The sequence below is a fragment of the Virgibacillus sp. W0430 genome (assembly GCF_051846935.1).
GTDB lineage: Bacteria > Bacillota > Bacilli > Bacillales > Amphibacillaceae > JBPYCR01.
The window spans coordinates 18,628-37,240 of the sequence record NZ_JBPYCS010000015.1 but is presented as its reverse complement, the minus strand read 5'-3'; the positions used below and the strand labels follow the sequence as shown (position 1 = coordinate 37,240).

The window sequence follows — 18,613 nt, the reverse complement described above, 5'->3', positions numbered from 1 at the left end:
TTTTTTACATGCAGCTACCAACTTATAATCACAAACCTTCTGTAAAAAAATAAGAAAGAGCGCATTAACGTTTTTCTGCTCCTAGCATATACTAAAAGCTCTTTAAATAATGCTAGGATTCCCCTTTTCCGCTACATAAATTCATAAGTGCAAGTAGTTTGCGATCTATTTGACAGACTCTACGAGAGGGTTGTGCTTAATATATAGTGATATTTTTGATATACTTAGATTTGAATTTTCTAGAGAGGAGAATGTCCAGTGGCTGGTCATTCCAAGTGGCATAATATTCAAAGACGTAAAAATGCGCAAGATGCAAAAAAAGGGAAAATCTTTATGCGTCACGCAAAAGCAATCTATACTGCTGCGAAACAAGCAGGAGGAGATCCAGAAACAAATCCAGCATTACGACTTGCTGTTGACAAAGCAAAGGCTGATAATATGCCGAATGATAATATAGATCGAGCTATTAAAAAAGCGACAGGAACGTTAGATGGTGCAAGTTATGAAGAAATTACATATGAAGGGTACGGACCAGGTGGAACGGCAATTATCGTTCACGTATTGACAGATAACCGTAACAGAACAGCAGCGGAAGTAAGGCATGCATTTACTAAAAATAATGGGAACCTTGGTGAATCGGGCTGTGTATCTTTCATGTTTGATCGAAAAGGCTATATTGTAATTATCGATGAAGAACGCTTAATAGATGAAGATGAGCTCACACTAGCTGCAATTGAAGCTGGGGCTGACGACATTGAAACGTCTGAAGGTGTATATGAAATTTATACCATCCCTGAACAATTACACGACGTGACATCACATTTGCGTGAAAACGGGTATACCATCGAAGAAGCAGAAATAACTCTTATTCCACAAACGTTTAGTCAGCTCACGGAAAGCGATGAGGAAAAAATGCTCCAATTAATTGGTATGTTAGAAGCTTCCGAGGATGTACAAGATATTCACCATAATATGGAGAGGTCTTAGAAAGAAAACGACTTGCACTCGGAGCCATTGTTTCCGAATTGGATTATTGTCTTAAAAGGGGACGGGAAATGATTAGTTATGTTAAAGGGGTTTTGACGTTTATTGCTGACGATACGATTACTGTTGATGTGAATGGAATTGGTTATGAAATACTTTGTTCCAATCCGTTTTCGTTTCAACAGATATTGAATAAGGAAATCTTTGTTTATACTTACCATCACATAAGAGAAGATGTGCAACAACTGTATGGATTTAAAACAGAAGACGAGAAGCGGTTATTTACAAAACTTATTTCAGTTTCAGGTATCGGACCTAAAAGTGGTATTGCGATCCTTGGTAGTATCGAAGTAAATGAGTTTATTCAAGCGATTGAACAAGAGGATGAAAAGTATTTGACTTCATTTCCAGGTGTTGGGAAAAAGACAGCACGGCAAATTATTCTTGATTTGAAGGGCAAGCTTACTGGGCTCCTTCGAGTTGGCTCAGTACCAATAACAGATAAGGAAACAGAACCAAATTTTTCTATTGCAATGGAAGAAGCATTTGCTGCGTTAAAAGCCTTAGGTTATACAGATCGAGAACTACGTAGCATAAAACCAAATCTTCTCCAAATAAACAAAGGAAATACGGATGAGATTATTAAAAATGGGCTGGCTTTATTAATGAAAAGTTGATTTTAAATATCAAAGCGTTTGCTTCTACAAAACGATTGTGAAGAGGAAATAAGACAGTGACAAGAGGAAAAAAGCATCGTATATAAGGGGGTTACTGTATGGAGGATCGGGTGGTTACTGGCGAAGAAACGCTTGAGGATGCTTCGGTAGAGTTAAGCTTGCGACCAGCAAGGTTAGATCAATATATTGGTCAGGATAAAGTAAAACAAAACTTACATATTTTTATCCAGGCAGCTAAAATGCGCAACGAGCCACTAGATCATGTACTTTTATATGGCCCGCCAGGTTTGGGAAAGACAACGCTAGCAGCAATAATCGCTAATGAGATGGGAGTGCAATTTCGATCAACCTCAGGGCCTGCAATTGAAAGGGCGGGGGATTTAGCCGCAATACTTTCCTCATTAGAGCCTGGCGATATTTTGTTTATTGATGAAATTCATCGATTGCCTCATTCTGTTGAAGAGGTGCTATATCCAGCAATGGAGGACTTTTTCCTTGATATTGTTATTGGTACGGGACCAAGCGCACGATCCGTTCGAATTGATCTTCCCCCATTTACATTAGTTGGAGCAACTACGAGAGCAGGTTTGTTATCTGCACCGTTACGAGATCGATTTGGCGTATTAAGCAGATTAGAGTTTTATGAGACGAAGGATTTATGCGCGATTATAGAGCGAACAGCTGAAATATTTGACATGACCATTACAAAAGAAGCAGCTGCGGAAGTAGCCGGTCGCTCAAGAGGAACTCCACGAATAGCAAATCGGCTTTTTAAAAGGATTCGTGATATTTCTCAAGTTAGAGGAGAATCAGAAATTCGTTTGGCCACTACGGAGCTCGCATTACAAATGCTGCAGGTGGACAGTGCTGGTTTAGACCATATTGACCATAAGCTCCTAAAAGGTATGATAGAAGGCTTTAAAGGAGGTCCGGTTGGCTTAGATACAATTTCAGCAACAATTGGGGAGGAGCCGCAAACAATTGAAGATGTTTACGAGCCTTATTTGCTTCAAATTGGATTTATTCAACGAACCCCTAGGGGAAGAGTTGTAACACATAAAGCATATACCCATTTTGGAATGAAAGGGTACGATTCCGAATGAATGTAGGAAAACTTTTTATGTTGCTCGGTATCACTTTTTTACTTATCGGTGCCTTGTGGACATTTATTGGTAAACTCCCTGGAGATTTCACTTTTAAAAAAGGGAATTTTTCCTTTCATTTTCCAATAATGACTTCTATTGTTGTTAGTATTATTTTGTCGCTCGTTTTATTTATTATTAGTAAATTTCGGTAAACACTTAGGGAGAATATACAAATGAATGTAGAGGATTTTGATTTTAATTTACCTGAACAATTAATCGCTCAAACACCATTGAAGGATCGTACATCGTCTCGCTTGCTCGTATTAAATAAGCAAGCGGATACAATAAACCACACCGTTTTTTCGGAAATTGTTCACTATTTAAAAGAAGGGGACTGCTTAGTACTTAACGATACGCGCGTGTTGCCAGCAAGGATTTACGGTATAAAAAAGGATTCAGGCGCAAAAATAGAAATATTGTTGCTCCATCAAATAGAAGGCGAACGCTGGGAAACACTCGTAAAGCCGGCAAAGCGTGTGAAAATCGGTACGGAAATAATTGTAGGTAATGGAAAATTACGTATGATTTGTGTCGAAAAAAAAGCGCATGGTGGATGTGTATTTGATTTTTATTATGACGGAATTTTTTATGAGTTGCTGGAGGAGCTGGGAGAAATGCCTCTTCCTCCATATATTAAAGAGCAGCTACCCGAAAAAGAACGGTATCAAACAGTTTATGCAAAAGAAACAGGATCAGCAGCTGCACCTACAGCTGGCCTTCACTTTACAGAAGAATTACTTGAAGAAATTAAAAAGAAAGGCGTTCTGATTCAGTACATAACGTTGCATGTTGGGCTTGGTACATTTCGTCCGGTGAGCGCTGAGTCGATTGAAAATCATGAAATGCATGCAGAGTTTTATCATATGTCAGAAGAAACAGCGGAGACATTAATGAACATTAAAAAACAAGGTGGAAAAATAATTGCTGTTGGAACTACAACAACACGAACATTAGAAACAATTGCTCGCGATCATAATGGCGAATTGAAGCATTCAAGTGGATGGACGAACATTTTTATTTATCCACCATACACGTTTCGAGCAATAGACGGACTTATTACAAACTTTCATTTACCGAAGTCTACTTTAATTATGCTTGTAAGTGCATTCGCTGGAAAGGATCGTGTGTTGAAAGCGTATAATGAAGCAATTTGTAAGCAATACCGCTTTTTTAGCTTTGGAGATGCTATGCTAATTTTAAAATAAGGAATGACAGTAACTATGCCAATTACGTATGAACACATTAAAACATGCAAGCAAACAGGTGCAAGGCTTGGAAAGGTTCACACACCTCACGGGTCTTTTGATACTCCTATGTTTATGCCAGTAGGGACATTAGCTACTGTCAAAACGATGAGCCCAGAAGAATTACTTGAAATGAATGCACAAATAATATTATCTAATACGTATCATCTTTGGCTTCGACCAGGAGAAGACATTGTAAAAGAAGCTGGCGGATTACACACTTTTATGAATTGGAAGAGACCGATATTAACGGACTCGGGCGGTTTTCAAGTGTTTAGTTTGAGTAATACGAGAGAAATTACTGAAGAAGGTGTACACTTTCGTCATCATTTAAGCGGCGAAAAATTATTTTTTTCTCCTGAAAAAGCAATGCAAATACAAAATGATCTAGGACCCGATATTATGATGGTATTGGATGAGTGCCCGCCATTTCCTGCAACACATGCTTACATGAAGGAATCGATCGAGAGAACGTCAAGGTGGGCGGAGAGAAGCCTGAATGCACATATGCGGCCAAATGAACAAGCTCTATTTGGAATTATTCAAGGTGGCGAATTTGAAGATTTGCGAAAACAAAGTGCAGCGGATCTGATTTCTTTAGATTTTCCAGGCTATGCTATCGGTGGTTTGTCTGTAGGCGAGCCAAAGCATATTATGAACGAAGTATTGGAATATACAACACCACTAATGCCTGCTAATAAGCCGCGTTATTTAATGGGAGTTGGTTCGCCAGACTCATTAATTGAGGGCGCCATTCGAGGAATTGATATGTTTGATTGTGTCTTACCTACACGAATTGCTCGAAACGGCACATGCATGACATCTAATGGTCGTTTAGTAGTAAGGAATGCGAAGTTTTCTCGAGATTTTCGACCTATTGATGAAAATTGTAGCTGTTACGTATGTAAAAATTATACACGAGCATACATCCGACATTTAATAAAATGTAATGAAACATTCGGATTTCGACTTACTACTTACCATAACTTATATTTTCTGTTAAAATTAATGGAGCAAGTACGAGCAGCAATTATTGATGATCGACTTGGCGATTTTAAAGAAGCATTCTTTGAACAATATGGATTCAATGATATGCATCCGAAAAACTTTTAATGAGGGGAGGAATAACTCATAATGGAAACTCTTATTTCCTTGTCACCAATTATATTAATGTTTGTAATCTTTTACTTTTTGCTTATTCGACCACAACAAAAGCGTCAAAAGCAAGTTAGACAAATGCAGTCTGACTTAAAAAAGGGAGATTTAATTGTAACGATTGGTGGTTTGCATGGTGAAGTACATGCAATTGATGAAGATACAGTCGTAATAGCTTGTGGTGATAATAACAGGCTAAAATATGATCGATCTGCAATTCGTGAAGTAAAACAAAGCTAGACTAGTTAAAAACGATCTGCAGTACATAAACAAGGCAACTGTTTGTACAGCTGCCTTGTTCCAATTTATATTACTTTTTTTCTGCAACAAGATTAACCCCAACAATTCCACCGATCAAAGCTGCTAGAATATAGCCAACATGGTGTAAGGATTGTTGCAGCGAAAACCCTTGTTCAAAACCAAGGTATTGAACTAAAAATGTAAAAAATGTAAAACCAATACCTGTAATTCCGCCTATTAACCAACCTTTTCCTTTCCCTTTAACACCTGCAACAATGCCTCCAGTAAATAAAGAAATAAGACCAATTGCCAATGTGACATAGGAAACCATCGGCTCATTTAACGATGTAAAACGCAATAGAAAGGCAAGTGTAACACTTGAAATAAGAACAAGTCCTAAAACGACAATCCAACCATAAACGAGCGCAGTAAACTGATTGCTATTTATATTGATTTATGCCACCCCCTTTGTTTGTCCACTTATTTTCATTTTATTCATCGTGGTAAATTTTAGACGGCTTTTTTAAAGATAGTTTGGTTCCTTTTCTGGCTAGGAAACCATTTTGAAACAAAACCATTCGTTACATTATTTATACGAACCACTTTTTAATAATCGGTATTTGCTTTAATTCTTCTTTTGTAATGAATTTTAAAGTAAATAAACAAATGAGATAAGCAACAGTCAATAATCCAAGCATACATATAAAAACAATTACGTTTGATGCCGTTGTGCCAAATAATACTTTTAAACTGTTCCCGATTGTGGCTGTTAGTAAGACAAGTACGACCATCTTTCCTAGGTCAACAATTTGAATAGAAAAATGAATTTCTTTATAAAGAGTGGCTAAATGAAGCAACGTAATAAGTACGACACCTACAGACATTGCAATGGCAACGCCAAAAATTCCAAAATCATTATTGGAAGCCAAAAGGAATAGTACAATAAATTTACAAGCTGCACCTATTAAACTATTTTTCATCGCTGGCTTTGCTAAATCCAGAGCCATAAGAGCGGCTTGCAATGGAGATTGGATATATAACATAATAAAAAAAGGAGCCATTAAAACTAAATATTTACTTGCGTTTGCTGTGCCATACATATATGTTAGTATTGTTACAGAAAAAATAGATAGAACGATTGTGGCAAGAGCACCAGAAGCAAAAGATATTCGTATCGATTGATGAATCCTGTAATGGATCAATCGTTTATTATTTTTGGCTTCTGCTTCAGCGATAGATGGCACTAATGCAATGGAAAGTGAATGTGTAATAAATGTAGGTAAAAATAATAGCGGCAGCACATAGCCTGTTAATTCACCGTATTGTTTTGTAGCTACTGTTGTAGCTACACCGGCAATTGCCAAGCTTTGAGAAACGATAATTGGTTCCATAAAATTTGAAATCGAGCTAATCAATTTACTCCCTGTATTAGGAAGTGCAATGGAAAACAATGATCTCAATGTATCTTTACTATCTTTTAAGTAGGCGAAAAAGCGATAGCGTATAGAAACGACCTTTTTACTTTTAAATAAGAAAAGCATAAATACGAGTGATGCGAATTCTCCTATAATTACACTAATCATTGCACCTGCTGCGGCAAATTCTACACCATATGGCAAAGCGAATTTTACTAACATAAATACACAAGATATGCGTATCACTTGCTCAATAATCTGAGCATAGCTTTGCGGCTTCATGTTTTGTTTGCCTTGGAAGTATCCTTTTAAAACAGATGAAATTGCAATAATCGGTACGATTGGACTAATAGCCATTAAAGGGTAGATCGTGCGTTGATCCGTTAATAACGTAGTTGCAATGTATGGAATTGCAATAAACATTCCAATTGTAAAGATTATGCTCGTAATTGTAACAATTACTAAGGATACGACAAGAATTTTTTTCACTTTCGTTGTGTCATTTTTTGCATCCGCTTCTGCTATTCGCTTGGAAATAGCTACAGGCAATCCGATTTGAGCGAATGTAATGACTAAAAACAAGGTTGGCAGGGCCATCATATACAGACCAACACCTTCTTCACCCATTAAACGAGCAACGACGATACGATTAATAAAACCTAAAAAACGGGTGATCATACCAGCGAAAATTAAAATAAGTGTACCTTTTAAAAATGACTGTTTCGTCATTATGAACGACCTGCCTTCTCAAAAAATAAAAATTCATATACAATGATATATATGCTTGTATGTCGGCCAAGCATGACAAGAACTAATACTTGTTCCGTGTTGAGGAGGGTACTTGTTGGAAGAGGTAAAGACGGTTGATAACTGGAAAACTTATGTAGAGCCTGCTTTAATAAGCAAGGCTAAGGAAATGCAATTAATGGGGTATTCAGAAGCAACTCTTGAAGGAATATGGGAATGTTTAGTAAATAAAGTGTGGAAAAATAATCCATCTAAGCGACTTTATGAGATCGTACAAGATATTTTTCATTTAAATAGTACTACATATATGAGTTATTTAACGGTACAGAGTCAGGATCAGGAAGATGATTTACTAGCAACTATTAACGCTTTAAATGATCCATTTAATGAAGCAATAACAAACGAATAGACGCAGCGTTATTCCCCATTGAATAAGGGAGGAAAAGAACTATATGAAAAACAGATGGAGAATTATTGCCTTTTTATTAATTGTATTAATCTTTGCAGCAACGATCGGTACTACGTCTACAAGTATTAGTAAAAATATTAATCTTGGGCTAGATTTACAAGGGGGATTTGAAGTTCTATATGAAGTAGAACCAGTTGATGAAGGACAGGAAGTAACGAGAAAATTGTTAGAATCAACTGTTCAGACACTTAATGACCGAGTGAACCGATTAGGTATAAGTGAAACTGTGATAGATATTGAAGGCGAAGACCGCATTCGAGTCCAACTTGCTGGAGTAGAGAACCAGACAGAAGCTAGAGAAATATTATCGACATCGGCTAGATTATCTTTTCGTGATGTGAATGATAAGGAATATTTAGACGGCTCGGATATAAAAGAAGGTAGTGCAAAACAAGACTTTCATCCAACTTCCAATGCTCCAATCGTTACGTTGCAATTAAAAGATGCGAATAAATTTGGCGAAGTTACGAAAGAAATCTTAGAAATGAAACCGAATAACTTACTCGTTATTTGGATGGATTATCATGAGGACGATTCATTTTCTGAAGAAATACAAAAAGCGGAGCCAAAGTTTATTTCAGCACCACATGTTAATGAAATTATTCATTCTAATAGTGTACAAATAACAGGTGATTTCACAGTAGAATCAGCTCAACGTCTTGCTAATATAATTAATTCAGGTTCTTTGCCTGTTCATATGAATGAATTATATTCCACTTCAGTAGGCGCGCAATTTGGAGAACAGGCTTTAAATAAAACGGTATATGCAGGATTTATCGGCGTCTCACTTATTTTTGTTTTCATGATAGCTGTTTATCGTTTTCCAGGTATAATTGCGACAATAAACTTGGCGATTTATATCTATATTATATTGCTTGTTTTCGGCTTAATGAATGGTGTGCTAACTTTACCTGGTATTGCCGCATTGATTCTTGGAGTCGGGATGGCTGTTGATGCCAACGTCATTACATTTGAGAGAATAAAAGAAGAAATTAAAGCCGGGAAATCAATTATGGCGTCTTTTAAAGCTGGAACTAAAAACTCACTTGTAACAATTGTCGATGCAAACATAACTACATTGCTTGCCGCTTCTGTATTATTCATATTTGGTACGAGCTCTGTTAAAGGGTTTGCAACAATGTTAATTGTAAGTATAGTCGTTAGCTTTTTAACAGCGGTTTATGGCACACGACTGCTACTCGGCTTATGGGTGAAAAGTCGTTATTTAAGTAAAAGACCAGCTTGGTTTGGTATTCGTTCATCCGACATTAAAGATATCTCTGATACAAAAGAGGAAAGTCCGACAATATTTAACCGTACCGTTAATGTTGTCCAACATCAGAAGAAGATATTTATTGCAACATCGATTGTTGTTATAATTGGCTGTTTATCACTTCTTCTATTTAAACTAAATCCTGGAATCGATTTTACGAGTGGTTCTAGAGTTGAAATTTTAGCAGATGAGAGCTTAACAACGGAAGAAGTACAAGAGAATATAGAACAATTAGATTTGGAAGCAAAATCGATTGTTTTATCCGGAGAAGAAAATGATATAGCTGTTGTACGTCATGATACTGTACTTACAGATAAAAAAATCGCTGAGGTAAAAGATCACTTTAAAGCATTGTACGGTACAGAGCCTAACGTTAGCGTAGTTTCTCCAATCGTTGGTGAAGAGCTTGTTAAAAACGCTATATATGCTCTAGCAATTGCTTCTGTTGGAATGATAATATACGTAACAATACGATTTGAATTTTTCTTCGCGATTACCGCGATCATCGCTTTGTTGCACGATTCATTTTTCTTGCTCGTTGTATTTAGTCTGACACGAATCGAGTTTGATATAACGATTGTCGCAGCCATCTTAACGATTGTTGGGTATTCGATTAATAACACGATCGTTGTTTTTGATCGAATACGAGAAAATATTCGAAAAAGAAATCGAGTTGTTAAATCCACCAAAGAGCTTGCAAAGATTGTTAACATAAGTTTAATACAGACGTTTATGCGGAGTATAAATACAACAGCTACAACATTAATAGCAGTTATGGCCTTTCTCGTATTGGGAGCACAATCTATTTTTGGCTTTGCTATAGCATTAGTTGTCGGTCTTCTTGCGGGAACTTACTCCTCCTTATTTTTGGCATCCCAATTATGGCTTGTTTGGCGTGGTAAATCATTAAAGCAAAAGCCGCTTGATTTTACTAAGAAAAAGAAAGTGGAAGGTCCACAAGTTTAGTAAGTAATAAAATGTGCCCAAATACGTCGATGCAAAATATATTGCAGCTCGGTGTTTGGGTATGTTTTCTAATATGAGTATGCAGGAGGTATAGCGTGAAAGGACAAACTTATGTAATCTTAACGATTATCTTTATTATCGTAATATCCGTTTTTGCATTGTTGAATACGAGTAGTGTGGAAGTCAATTATTTATTTTGGAGTGGAGAATCACCATTAATTTTAGTGATTTTATTCTCTGTACTGCTCGGTTGCCTCGTAACTACAATCGCAGGTAGCTTGAAAATCGTTCGTTTACAACGTGAAATTAAAGCTTTGAAAGCAGATATTGAAGAAAAAGAAGCGATAGTAAACGAGCATCAATTACACGAAGAGGATATCCAAGAATAAAGTATCGCCTCCTTTGAAATTGCGCTCCTTGCTCTACTTTTATATAATAAATTCGTCAGGAGTGACTGTATGTTAAAGAGTAAGGCTAACTGGCAATTTATTGAATCAAAAAATAAATTGCAGGAACAACTAGATGTAAACGAATCAAATTCATTTATTGGAGAGCTTCTTAAGCAGCGAGGGATCTATACAGAAGAAGCTGCTCACCGTTTTTTAAACCCAAATATTGAAAATTTACAATGTCCGAGTAATTTGGCAATGATTAATATCGCTTCCGAGCGCGTGTTTAAGGCAGTAGAAGCTCAAGAAAAAATACTTGTCTTTGGAGATTATGATGCAGATGGGGTGTGCTCGACCGCACTCTTAATGCACACACTAATCGAGCTTGGAGCAAATTGTGACTATTATATACCGAATCGCTTTACAGAGGGGTATGGGCCAAACGAGGAAGCTTTTAAAAAAGCGGCAAATCAAGGTTTTCAATTGATTATTACGGTCGATACTGGAATTGCATCGGTGCATGAAGCTTTGATTGCAAAGGAGCTTGGTATTGATTTAATAATTACGGATCACCATGAAATTCAAGACGAATTACCAGACGCGCTCGCTATCATCCATCCAAAGTACTCTCCAGAGTATACATTTAAAGAACTGGCAGGTGTTGGTGTTGCATTTAAGTTTGCGCAACACTTACTCGGTTACTTCCCTGAGCAATTTTTGGATCTTGTCGCAATTGGAACAATCGCAGATTTAGTTCCGCTTCAGGACGAGAACCGAATTTTAGCGTACTATGGCTTACGTGCTCTACAAACGACAAAAAATATTGGCTTGCAGGCGCTAATGAAAAGTTGTGGAATAGAAGAAGTACTGACAGAGGAGACGATTGGATTCTTAATTGCACCACGAATTAATGCTGTTGGCAGGTTACAAAATGCTGAGTTTGTAGTGAAATTGCTTTTAACAACAAGCAAGCAGCAAGCGGATGATATTGCACAAGAAGTAAACGCTATTAACCAAGAACGTCAGCAGATCGTTGCGAAAATTGTTAAAGAAGCCGACAAACTACTAGAGAACGAAAAACAAGACGGTATTATTATTGTTTATAAAGAAGGCTGGAACGAAGGAGTACTAGGTATTGTAGCATCACGCCTCGTACAAAAATACGACCGTCCAACGATTGTTCTAACTGTTCAAGAAGATACAGGACAACTTAAAGGATCTGCGAGAAGTATTCCAGCCTTTAATTTGTTTAAAAGCTGTATGGAAATCAGAACATTATTTACGCATTTTGGTGGACATTCTCAGGCGGCAGGTATGACGTTTCCTATTGAAAACTTACAGCAAATTAAAGACTATTTAAATTGTCAGATTGCGGAACAATTAACTGAAGAAGATTTCAAGCAAGTTATCGAAGTGAGTAAAACAGTTAAATTATCAGAAGTTAACGAACAGCTCGTCCATAAAGTGAATAAGCTGGCACCATTTGGGATGAAAAATCCAAAGCCGATATTTCATATAAATGAAGTTCCTGCTCAAATAAAACAAATGGGAGCAACGAAAAACCATTTAAAGCTGCAATTTAAAAGTAATGGACAGTGGGTTGATGGAGTCGGTTTTCGTAAAGGAGATTTATTTTACAAAATCGCTGGCAATACACCTGTTTCTATCGTAGGCGAGCTCGGCATTAATGAATGGAATGGCAATAAAAAACCACAATTCATCATAGAAGATATAAAAGTAGAAGAATGGCAACTTTTTGATCATCGTGGGAGAAAAAACCGTTCCGAGTTAGAAAATTATGTGTTGGCAAACAATACCCATTTACTTATCGGTAACGAACCATACTCGATTGGTGAGCAACAAGAAGCAGTTGATCAACTAACGTACGGAGCAAAAACAGATCATCTCCAAGCTTACGATACTTTATTTATTTTTGATTTACCACCGAGCTTAGACAAATTACGAGAAATTATTAATAAGACACAACCAACGATCATTCATGCAAGCTATTCCGTAAAAACAAGTTCTTTTTTAGATGGACTGCCTGATCGAGCGGCATTTAAATGGCTTTATGCTTTCTTATTGCAACGAAAGGAAATCCATTTAGAAAAGGAACAAGCTTTTATTCTCAAGCATAAGGGCTGGTCGAAAGAAAGGTTGCATTTTATTATAGAGGTCTTTATAGAATTAGGGTTTATATCGTATAAAAACGACGATATACTCCACTTGAATACAAATATAAAAAAACGAAACTTACACGATTCGGTTTTGTATAGGGCACAACTTACTCGTGCTGAAATCGAAGAAGAACTTTATTATTCAAATTATCAGCAATTAAAGGAATGGTTTTCAAACTGTCTTTCAAGCGTGGAAACTCCTAAGGAGGAAGTAGTATATGGATTTTAAGCAGCACATTAAAATTGTTCAGAACTGGCCTAAAGAGGGCATACAGTTTAAAGATATTACCCCATTAATGAATAATGGACAAGCGTACAAACAAGCTATTGATGAAATAATTGATTATGCAAAACAAAAGGAAGTAGATATTATTGTAGGACCAGAGGCAAGAGGGTTTATTATAGGGTGCCCTGTTGCGTATGCTTTGGAAACTGGATTTGTCCCAGTTCGAAAAGAAGGAAAGTTGCCACGTGAAGTAATAAAGGTCGACTACGGTCTAGAGTATGGCGAAAATGTATTGACGATACATAAGGACGCGGTCAAGCCGGGACAACGCGTATTAATTACGGACGACTTATTAGCAACTGGTGGTACAATTGAAGCTACGATTAATTTAGTTGAGCAATTAGGTGGGGTCGTTGCAGGATGTGCCTTTTTAATAGAGCTTTCCTACCTAAATGGGATGGAGAAGCTAAAGAATTATGATGTTTTAACACTCATGCGTTATTAGAAAAAAGTAGTGTTAAGGTCTGACTTACAACGCTGAAAGTCAGGCCTATTCTTATATAAAACTTTTGTACGTTTTTGCTTTACTTTTTAATGAATTTTTTCAATACTATGTAAAACAGTAAATATACGTTTAGTTATTTTTAATAGCGAATAAAAAGGTGATTATGTGGCTAAAGATGAAAATTTAACAAGTGAACAGGTTATCGCACAGGCGAGTAACTATCTAACAGCAGATGATACTGAATTTATACGACGGGCATATGAATTTGCAGAAGAGGCACATAAGGAACAATACCGAAAATCGGGTGAATCTTATATCGTTCATCCGATTCAAGTTGCAGGAATATTAGTAGAGCTTGAAATGGATCCGGAAACAATAGCCGGCGGTTTTTTGCATGACGTTGTAGAGGATACAGATGTATCACTCGAAGCTATTGAATCGGCCTTTAATCATGAAGTAGCGATGCTCGTTGATGGTGTAACTAAATTAGGTAAAATCAAATATAAATCAAAGGAAGCTATCCAAGCTGAAAATCACCGTAAAATGTTTGTTGCAATGGCAAAGGATATTCGGGTCATTTTAATTAAATTGGCGGATCGTTTGCACAATATGCGAACATTAAAGCATTTAGCACCAGAAAAGCAGCGGAGAATTGCGAATGAGACGCTGGAAATATTTGCTCCATTGGCCCACCGCCTTGGGATGTCAACAATTAAATGGGAGCTGGAGGATACAGCTTTACGATATTTAAATCCGCAACAATATTATCGAATTGTACAATTAATGAAACAAAAACGAAACGAACGGGAATCATATATTGATGAGGTTATGGTTGAAGTTGCTGATCAATTAAAGAAAGTACACATCGAAGCAGAATTGTCTGGCAGACCGAAGCACTTGTATAGTATATATCGGAAAATGGTGAAACAAAAGGTCCAGTTTAACGAAATATATGACTTATTAGCTGTGCGGATAATAGTTAATAGCATAAAAGATTGTTATGCCGTTCTCGGTATTATCCATACATGCTGGAAACCGATGCCAGGTCGATTTAAGGATTATATAGCAATGCCTAAACCAAATCTTTATCAGTCGTTGCATACGACTGTAATTGGTCCTAAAGGCGATCCGTTAGAGGTCCAAATCCGAACGAAAGATATGCATGAAATTGCGGAATATGGAATTGCAGCCCATTGGGCATACAAAGAAGGAAAGCAAATTAGTAAAGATAAGAAGTCGTTTGAGGAGAAATTAACCTGGTTTAGAGAAATATTGGAATGGCAAAATGAAACACATGATGCCGAAGAATTTGTTGAGTCACTAAAGGTTGATCTCTTTTCCGATATGGTATACGTATTTACACCGAAGGGCGATGTAATTGAGCTGCCTAACGGATCGATTCCTTTAGATTTCGCTTATCGAATTCATACTGAAATCGGGAATAAGACGGTAGGTGCCCGAATAAACGGTAAAATGGAACCGTTAGACTACAAATTGAAAAATGGCGACATTGTAGAAGTAATGACCTCCAAACATTCTTATGGGCCATCACAAGACTGGCTAAAGATTACGCAAACGTCGCAAGCTAAAAATAAAATTAAGCATTTTTTTAAAAAACAAAAGCGCGATGATAACATAATAAAAGGTAAAGAACAAGTTGAAAAAGAGATTGAAGCGTTAGGATTTACAATAAAAGATGTTATTATACAAGAAAATCTGGAGCGTATTTTTGAGAAGTTTAACTTTACAAGTGAAGAAGATATGTACGCCGCGGTTGGCTACCAAGGTATAACCGCAGCTCTAATTGCTACACGTTTAACGGAAAAGCTAAGACAGACAAGAAAAAAAGAGCAGGATTTACAATCAACGATTGATGAAGTAAAGAAAGAAGAAAAAGTAAATTCTAGATCGAAAAGACGTGACTCCGGCATTAAAGTAGAAGGAGTCGAAAATCTACTTGTTCGGTTGTCTAGATGTTGTAACCCTGTACCAGGGGATCCGATTGTTGGCTACATTACGAAAGGCAGAGGGGTTTCCGTTCACCGTGCCGATTGTCCGAATATTCAAACAGAAGAAGCGAAAGAACGCTTTTTACATGTTGAATGGAAAAGTGAAACTACTGATACGAAAGAATATCATCTTGATTTAGAAATATCCGGTTTTGATCGTCATGGGTTATTAAATGAAATTTTACAAGCAATAAATGAATCAAAAACTACGATTACTCAAGTTACTGGCAGGTCTGACCGAAATAAAATGGCCGTCATTCATTTAACAATCTTAATCAAAAATATAGGACACTTACAACAAATTGTCGATCGCATTAAACGAATACAAGATGTGTATACGGTAACAAGAACAATACATTAATTATTAAATAGGATCGATGGAGTTCGAAGGAGACGAGAGGATGCGAATTGTACTACAACGAGCCGAAAATGCGAGCGTAACAGTGGCTCGTCAAATGGTTGGACAGATCCAACATGGGTTCGTACTATTGGTCGGTGTTACGCATGAAGATACAGAAGAAGATGTAGCTTATTTAGTAAATAAAATCATTCACCTTCGGATATTTGAGGATGATGAAAATCGCATGAACCGATCCTTATTAGATGTTGGTGGAAGTGTTTTATCGATTTCACAATTTACATTATATGGTGACACACGAAAGGGAAGACGTCCAAGCTTTATAAATGCAGCACCACCGGATCATGCACTAGAATTATATAATCGATTTAATCAAATGCTCGAGGAAAAAGGTATCCATGTTGAAACAGGTGAATTTGGTGAGATGATGGACGTTACCTTCACAAACAAAGGGCCGGCAACCTTTATATTAGAAAGCGAAGAAAAAAAGTAATTCTATTATTTTTTAGGCACCGGATGGATTGCGAATAATAAACGGAAACATTATAAAAAGAACAGAAGCGATTTCATTGGAATCACATCTGTTCTTTTTGTGTAAAATAAATGGTAAACCCATGAACAATACCTTCAATAAGCTTTTGTTCATGCGGTGTTTCTGTGAGTAAGTGTTCGAGCTGAGGGTTCGATATGAATCCTAATTCTAATAAAGCAGATGGCCGATTATTTTGCCTTAATACTTGAAAATCTCCAAATTCGACTCCTCGATCTTTTACGACTGTTTTAGTAGTTAGTCCGTATTGTATGTTTTTAGCGAGCTTTTGGTGATGTTCATCATAATAATACGTGCTTATTCCTTCAACATGAGGTGAATCTGGAAAGCTATTGTAATGAATACTTATAAATGCATCTGCGTTAATTGTATTAGCAAGACTCGCTCTACTTGACAGCGAAACGTATGTGTCCTTGGTCCTCGTTAAATATGAAGTAACACCGAGCTTTGTTAATTGGCTTTGCAGTCCCTTTGCAATTCTTAATGTTAGTTCTTTTTCATATGTACCTTGTACTCCAATTGCACCGACATCATAGCCCCCATGTCCAACATCAATGACGACTATTTTATCTTTCAGAGGTTTAATAGCTGGTATTAAGGTAGTATTCAATAAGTCCTCTTTAATATATCCATTCACATTATTATTTTTAACATGAAGCCATTCGTCTTGTATGTCAACAATCTCATAAGCATCTCCCTTAGTAGCGAAGTGCGTAATGTTGCTATCGGATGCTGGTTTTTTTCGAATGTGCGTGTTATTATGTGAAATCTTTATTGTAGTTCCTTTTTCAAGCTGTCGGTACGGCATGGCTTCTATTTGTTCTACTTCATCCATTAAAATATATTCTCGAGCTACCCAGGCTGTATGTCCGTTGTATTCTATTTCTGCCCATTCTCCAGCCAATTGAATTATCGTATACGACTCACCTGTATGTACTTGGGCAATCGGTTCGAATTCTATTCCAGGGCCACTACGAACATTTAAGTTATCCGCCATAATTGTTGCTTGTTGTTCAGTTGCATAGCTAGTAAAGGCTAGAGGATCTACCTTTACAAATAATGAAACAACGATAAAAAAGGATATGAAATATTTAACATACACTACAGAACACCACATTTCGTAACGACGTTTTATACAGTATAATAAATTATCGTAAATCAGGCAAAACTAAGCGCATAAGGAGGAATTTTTATGCGTGTACAAAAAAAGCATTGGCAAGCGTTAAAGACAAACGATATATATGATATAAATTTCCATCAGTTTATGGAATTAGAAAATGAAAGAAGTAATATTGAAATTGCAGAAGAATTTGGAATTACATTAGGCGAAGTAAAACTGTTGAAAAAGAAAATCAACCGTTCATGAGTGGAAGAACGGTTGAACTTTTTATTATAATTTATTTTACATGGCTACTAGCGAATGGAATTTACAAAACAAGCAAGAAAAGCAAGACCCAAAACTCCATTTTAGAAAGTTGATAACACCTCCGTCACTAGTTGAGGCATAGCCCCTAATAAGCGAAGAATATGATAACGGCGGTACGAGCATATTGGAAAAGCGCCTATACAAAAGCGTGTTTTTAAAGATTGTAATTATCCACCGACAAATACGTGAGTCAGTCATTAGTATGAGTAAAATGTTTGTGGGGGAACAGATGCACGAATCTAACTAGATAATATGTGATCAATTTTACTTCGAACGATATACACATGAATAACACCGTTGATTTTCACTGCAGGTGGATGCTTTCCGCGGGCACGGCTTCAGCCTCCTCGGAAAGCGTAGTGTATATCTACTGCGGTCGGTTGGAATCAATACTAAAATTAACGAATACAAAGAGAGGTTTTTTAACTTCTTAAAATAACACCCACAAATACGTGACTCAATCCAGTCATTAACCGTACTTGACAATGTTAGCAGGACACCGTAATATTATAATCGACTTAACGAATATTTGTAAATCCGATAAAAGGGATCAGTAATTAAGTTTCAGGTGTGAAAAGAGAGAAAATGTCTAGGCTGAAAACATTTTCAACACAACGGCTTGATGAATGACAATCCTCTAGGAGCTATACTGAACCAT

At 36.8% G+C, this 18,613-nt stretch carries 18 protein-coding genes and 1 other annotated feature (1 of these 19 cut by a window edge); of the genes, 15 read left to right on the top strand and 3 right to left on the bottom strand.

All coding sequences use genetic code 11. The features are described from left to right. Window positions 1-258 precede the first annotated feature (258 nt). From ACLIBH_RS09330 to yajC, 7 genes are all read left to right on the top strand, one after another. The gene (locus ACLIBH_RS09330; protein WP_439316436.1) at window positions 259-987 is read left to right on the top strand and encodes a YebC/PmpR family DNA-binding transcriptional regulator; all 729 of its coding nucleotides are present in this window, start codon (window positions 259-261) and stop codon (window positions 985-987) included. A gap of 68 nt (window positions 988-1,055) precedes the next feature. After that, complete coding sequence (gene ruvA, locus ACLIBH_RS09325; protein WP_439316435.1) at window positions 1,056-1,661, top strand: Holliday junction branch migration protein RuvA; 606 nt, start codon at window positions 1,056-1,058, stop codon at window positions 1,659-1,661. Window positions 1,662-1,759: 98 nt separating this feature from the next. Then, complete coding sequence (gene ruvB / locus ACLIBH_RS09320) at window positions 1,760-2,764, top strand: Holliday junction branch migration DNA helicase RuvB (protein WP_439316434.1); 1,005 nt, start codon at window positions 1,760-1,762, stop codon at window positions 2,762-2,764. Beyond that, window positions 2,761-2,958: a DUF2905 domain-containing protein gene (locus ACLIBH_RS09315; RefSeq protein ID WP_439316433.1), complete on the top strand. Its 198-nt coding sequence runs from the start codon at window positions 2,761-2,763 to the stop codon at window positions 2,956-2,958. The genes ruvB and ACLIBH_RS09315 overlap by 4 nt, the downstream gene beginning before the upstream one ends. A 21-nt stretch (window positions 2,959-2,979) precedes the next feature. Continuing rightward, complete coding sequence (gene queA, locus ACLIBH_RS09310) at window positions 2,980-4,011, top strand: tRNA preQ1(34) S-adenosylmethionine ribosyltransferase-isomerase QueA (protein WP_439316432.1); 1,032 nt, start codon at window positions 2,980-2,982, stop codon at window positions 4,009-4,011. A 15-nt stretch (window positions 4,012-4,026) separates the two neighbouring features. Beyond that, the gene (tgt, locus tag ACLIBH_RS09305) at window positions 4,027-5,163 is read left to right on the top strand and encodes a tRNA guanosine(34) transglycosylase Tgt (protein ID WP_439316431.1); all 1,137 of its coding nucleotides are present in this window, start codon (window positions 4,027-4,029) and stop codon (window positions 5,161-5,163) included. 21 nt (window positions 5,164-5,184) lie between these two features. Next, a complete protein-coding gene (gene yajC, locus ACLIBH_RS09300) occupies window positions 5,185-5,445 on the top strand; it encodes a preprotein translocase subunit YajC (RefSeq protein WP_439316430.1) in 261 nt (86 codons plus the stop codon). 70 nt (window positions 5,446-5,515) lie between these two features. Here the strand turns inward: yajC and ACLIBH_RS09295 are convergent, their stop codons facing one another. Together ACLIBH_RS09295 and spoVB are read right to left on the bottom strand one after the other, a co-directional pair. Beyond that, the gene (locus ACLIBH_RS09295) at window positions 5,516-5,893 is read right to left on the bottom strand and encodes a TIGR04086 family membrane protein (RefSeq protein WP_439316470.1); all 378 of its coding nucleotides are present in this window, start codon (window positions 5,891-5,893) and stop codon (window positions 5,516-5,518) included. 142 nt (window positions 5,894-6,035) lie between these two features. After that, window positions 6,036-7,589, bottom strand: coding sequence for a stage V sporulation protein B (gene spoVB, locus ACLIBH_RS09290; RefSeq protein ID WP_439316429.1), 1,554 nt, complete (start codon window positions 7,587-7,589; stop codon window positions 6,036-6,038). A gap of 115 nt (window positions 7,590-7,704) precedes the next feature. On the opposite strand from spoVB, the gene ACLIBH_RS09285 reads away from it, so the two are divergent. From ACLIBH_RS09285 to dtd, 7 genes are all read left to right on the top strand, one after another. Then, the gene (locus ACLIBH_RS09285) at window positions 7,705-8,016 is read left to right on the top strand and encodes a post-transcriptional regulator (RefSeq protein ID WP_439316428.1); all 312 of its coding nucleotides are present in this window, start codon (window positions 7,705-7,707) and stop codon (window positions 8,014-8,016) included. Between the two features lie 43 nt (window positions 8,017-8,059). Continuing rightward, window positions 8,060-10,315: a protein translocase subunit SecDF gene (secDF, locus tag ACLIBH_RS09280; RefSeq protein WP_439316427.1), complete on the top strand. Its 2,256-nt coding sequence runs from the start codon at window positions 8,060-8,062 to the stop codon at window positions 10,313-10,315. 95 nt (window positions 10,316-10,410) lie between these two features. Further along, window positions 10,411-10,704, top strand: coding sequence for a LapA family protein (locus ACLIBH_RS09275; RefSeq protein ID WP_439316426.1), 294 nt, complete (start codon window positions 10,411-10,413; stop codon window positions 10,702-10,704). A gap of 69 nt (window positions 10,705-10,773) precedes the next feature. Next, complete coding sequence (gene recJ, locus ACLIBH_RS09270) at window positions 10,774-13,110, top strand: single-stranded-DNA-specific exonuclease RecJ (RefSeq protein ID WP_439316425.1); 2,337 nt, start codon at window positions 10,774-10,776, stop codon at window positions 13,108-13,110. Further along, on the top strand, window positions 13,100-13,612 hold the full coding sequence (locus tag ACLIBH_RS09265; RefSeq protein WP_439316424.1) for an adenine phosphoribosyltransferase: 513 nt from the start codon (window positions 13,100-13,102) through the stop codon (window positions 13,610-13,612). The genes recJ and ACLIBH_RS09265 overlap by 11 nt, the downstream gene beginning before the upstream one ends. Window positions 13,613-13,777: 165 nt before the next feature. Next, complete coding sequence (locus ACLIBH_RS09260) at window positions 13,778-15,982, top strand: RelA/SpoT family protein (RefSeq protein ID WP_439316423.1); 2,205 nt, start codon at window positions 13,778-13,780, stop codon at window positions 15,980-15,982. Window positions 15,983-16,022: 40 nt separating this feature from the next. After that, on the top strand, window positions 16,023-16,472 hold the full coding sequence (gene dtd, locus ACLIBH_RS09255) for a D-aminoacyl-tRNA deacylase (protein ID WP_439316422.1): 450 nt from the start codon (window positions 16,023-16,025) through the stop codon (window positions 16,470-16,472). 82 nt (window positions 16,473-16,554) lie between these two features. Here dtd and ACLIBH_RS09250 read toward each other — a convergent pair whose 3' ends face one another. After that, complete coding sequence (locus tag ACLIBH_RS09250) at window positions 16,555-17,631, bottom strand: N-acetylmuramoyl-L-alanine amidase (protein ID WP_439316421.1); 1,077 nt, start codon at window positions 17,629-17,631, stop codon at window positions 16,555-16,557. A 90-nt stretch (window positions 17,632-17,721) separates the two neighbouring features. On the opposite strand from ACLIBH_RS09250, the gene ACLIBH_RS09245 reads away from it, so the two are divergent. Further along, a complete protein-coding gene (locus tag ACLIBH_RS09245) occupies window positions 17,722-17,895 on the top strand; it encodes a hypothetical protein (RefSeq protein ID WP_439316420.1) in 174 nt (57 codons plus the stop codon). Window positions 17,896-18,486: 591 nt separating this feature from the next. After that, window positions 18,487-18,613: a binding site (T-box leader), on the top strand; it runs 98 nt beyond the window's last position.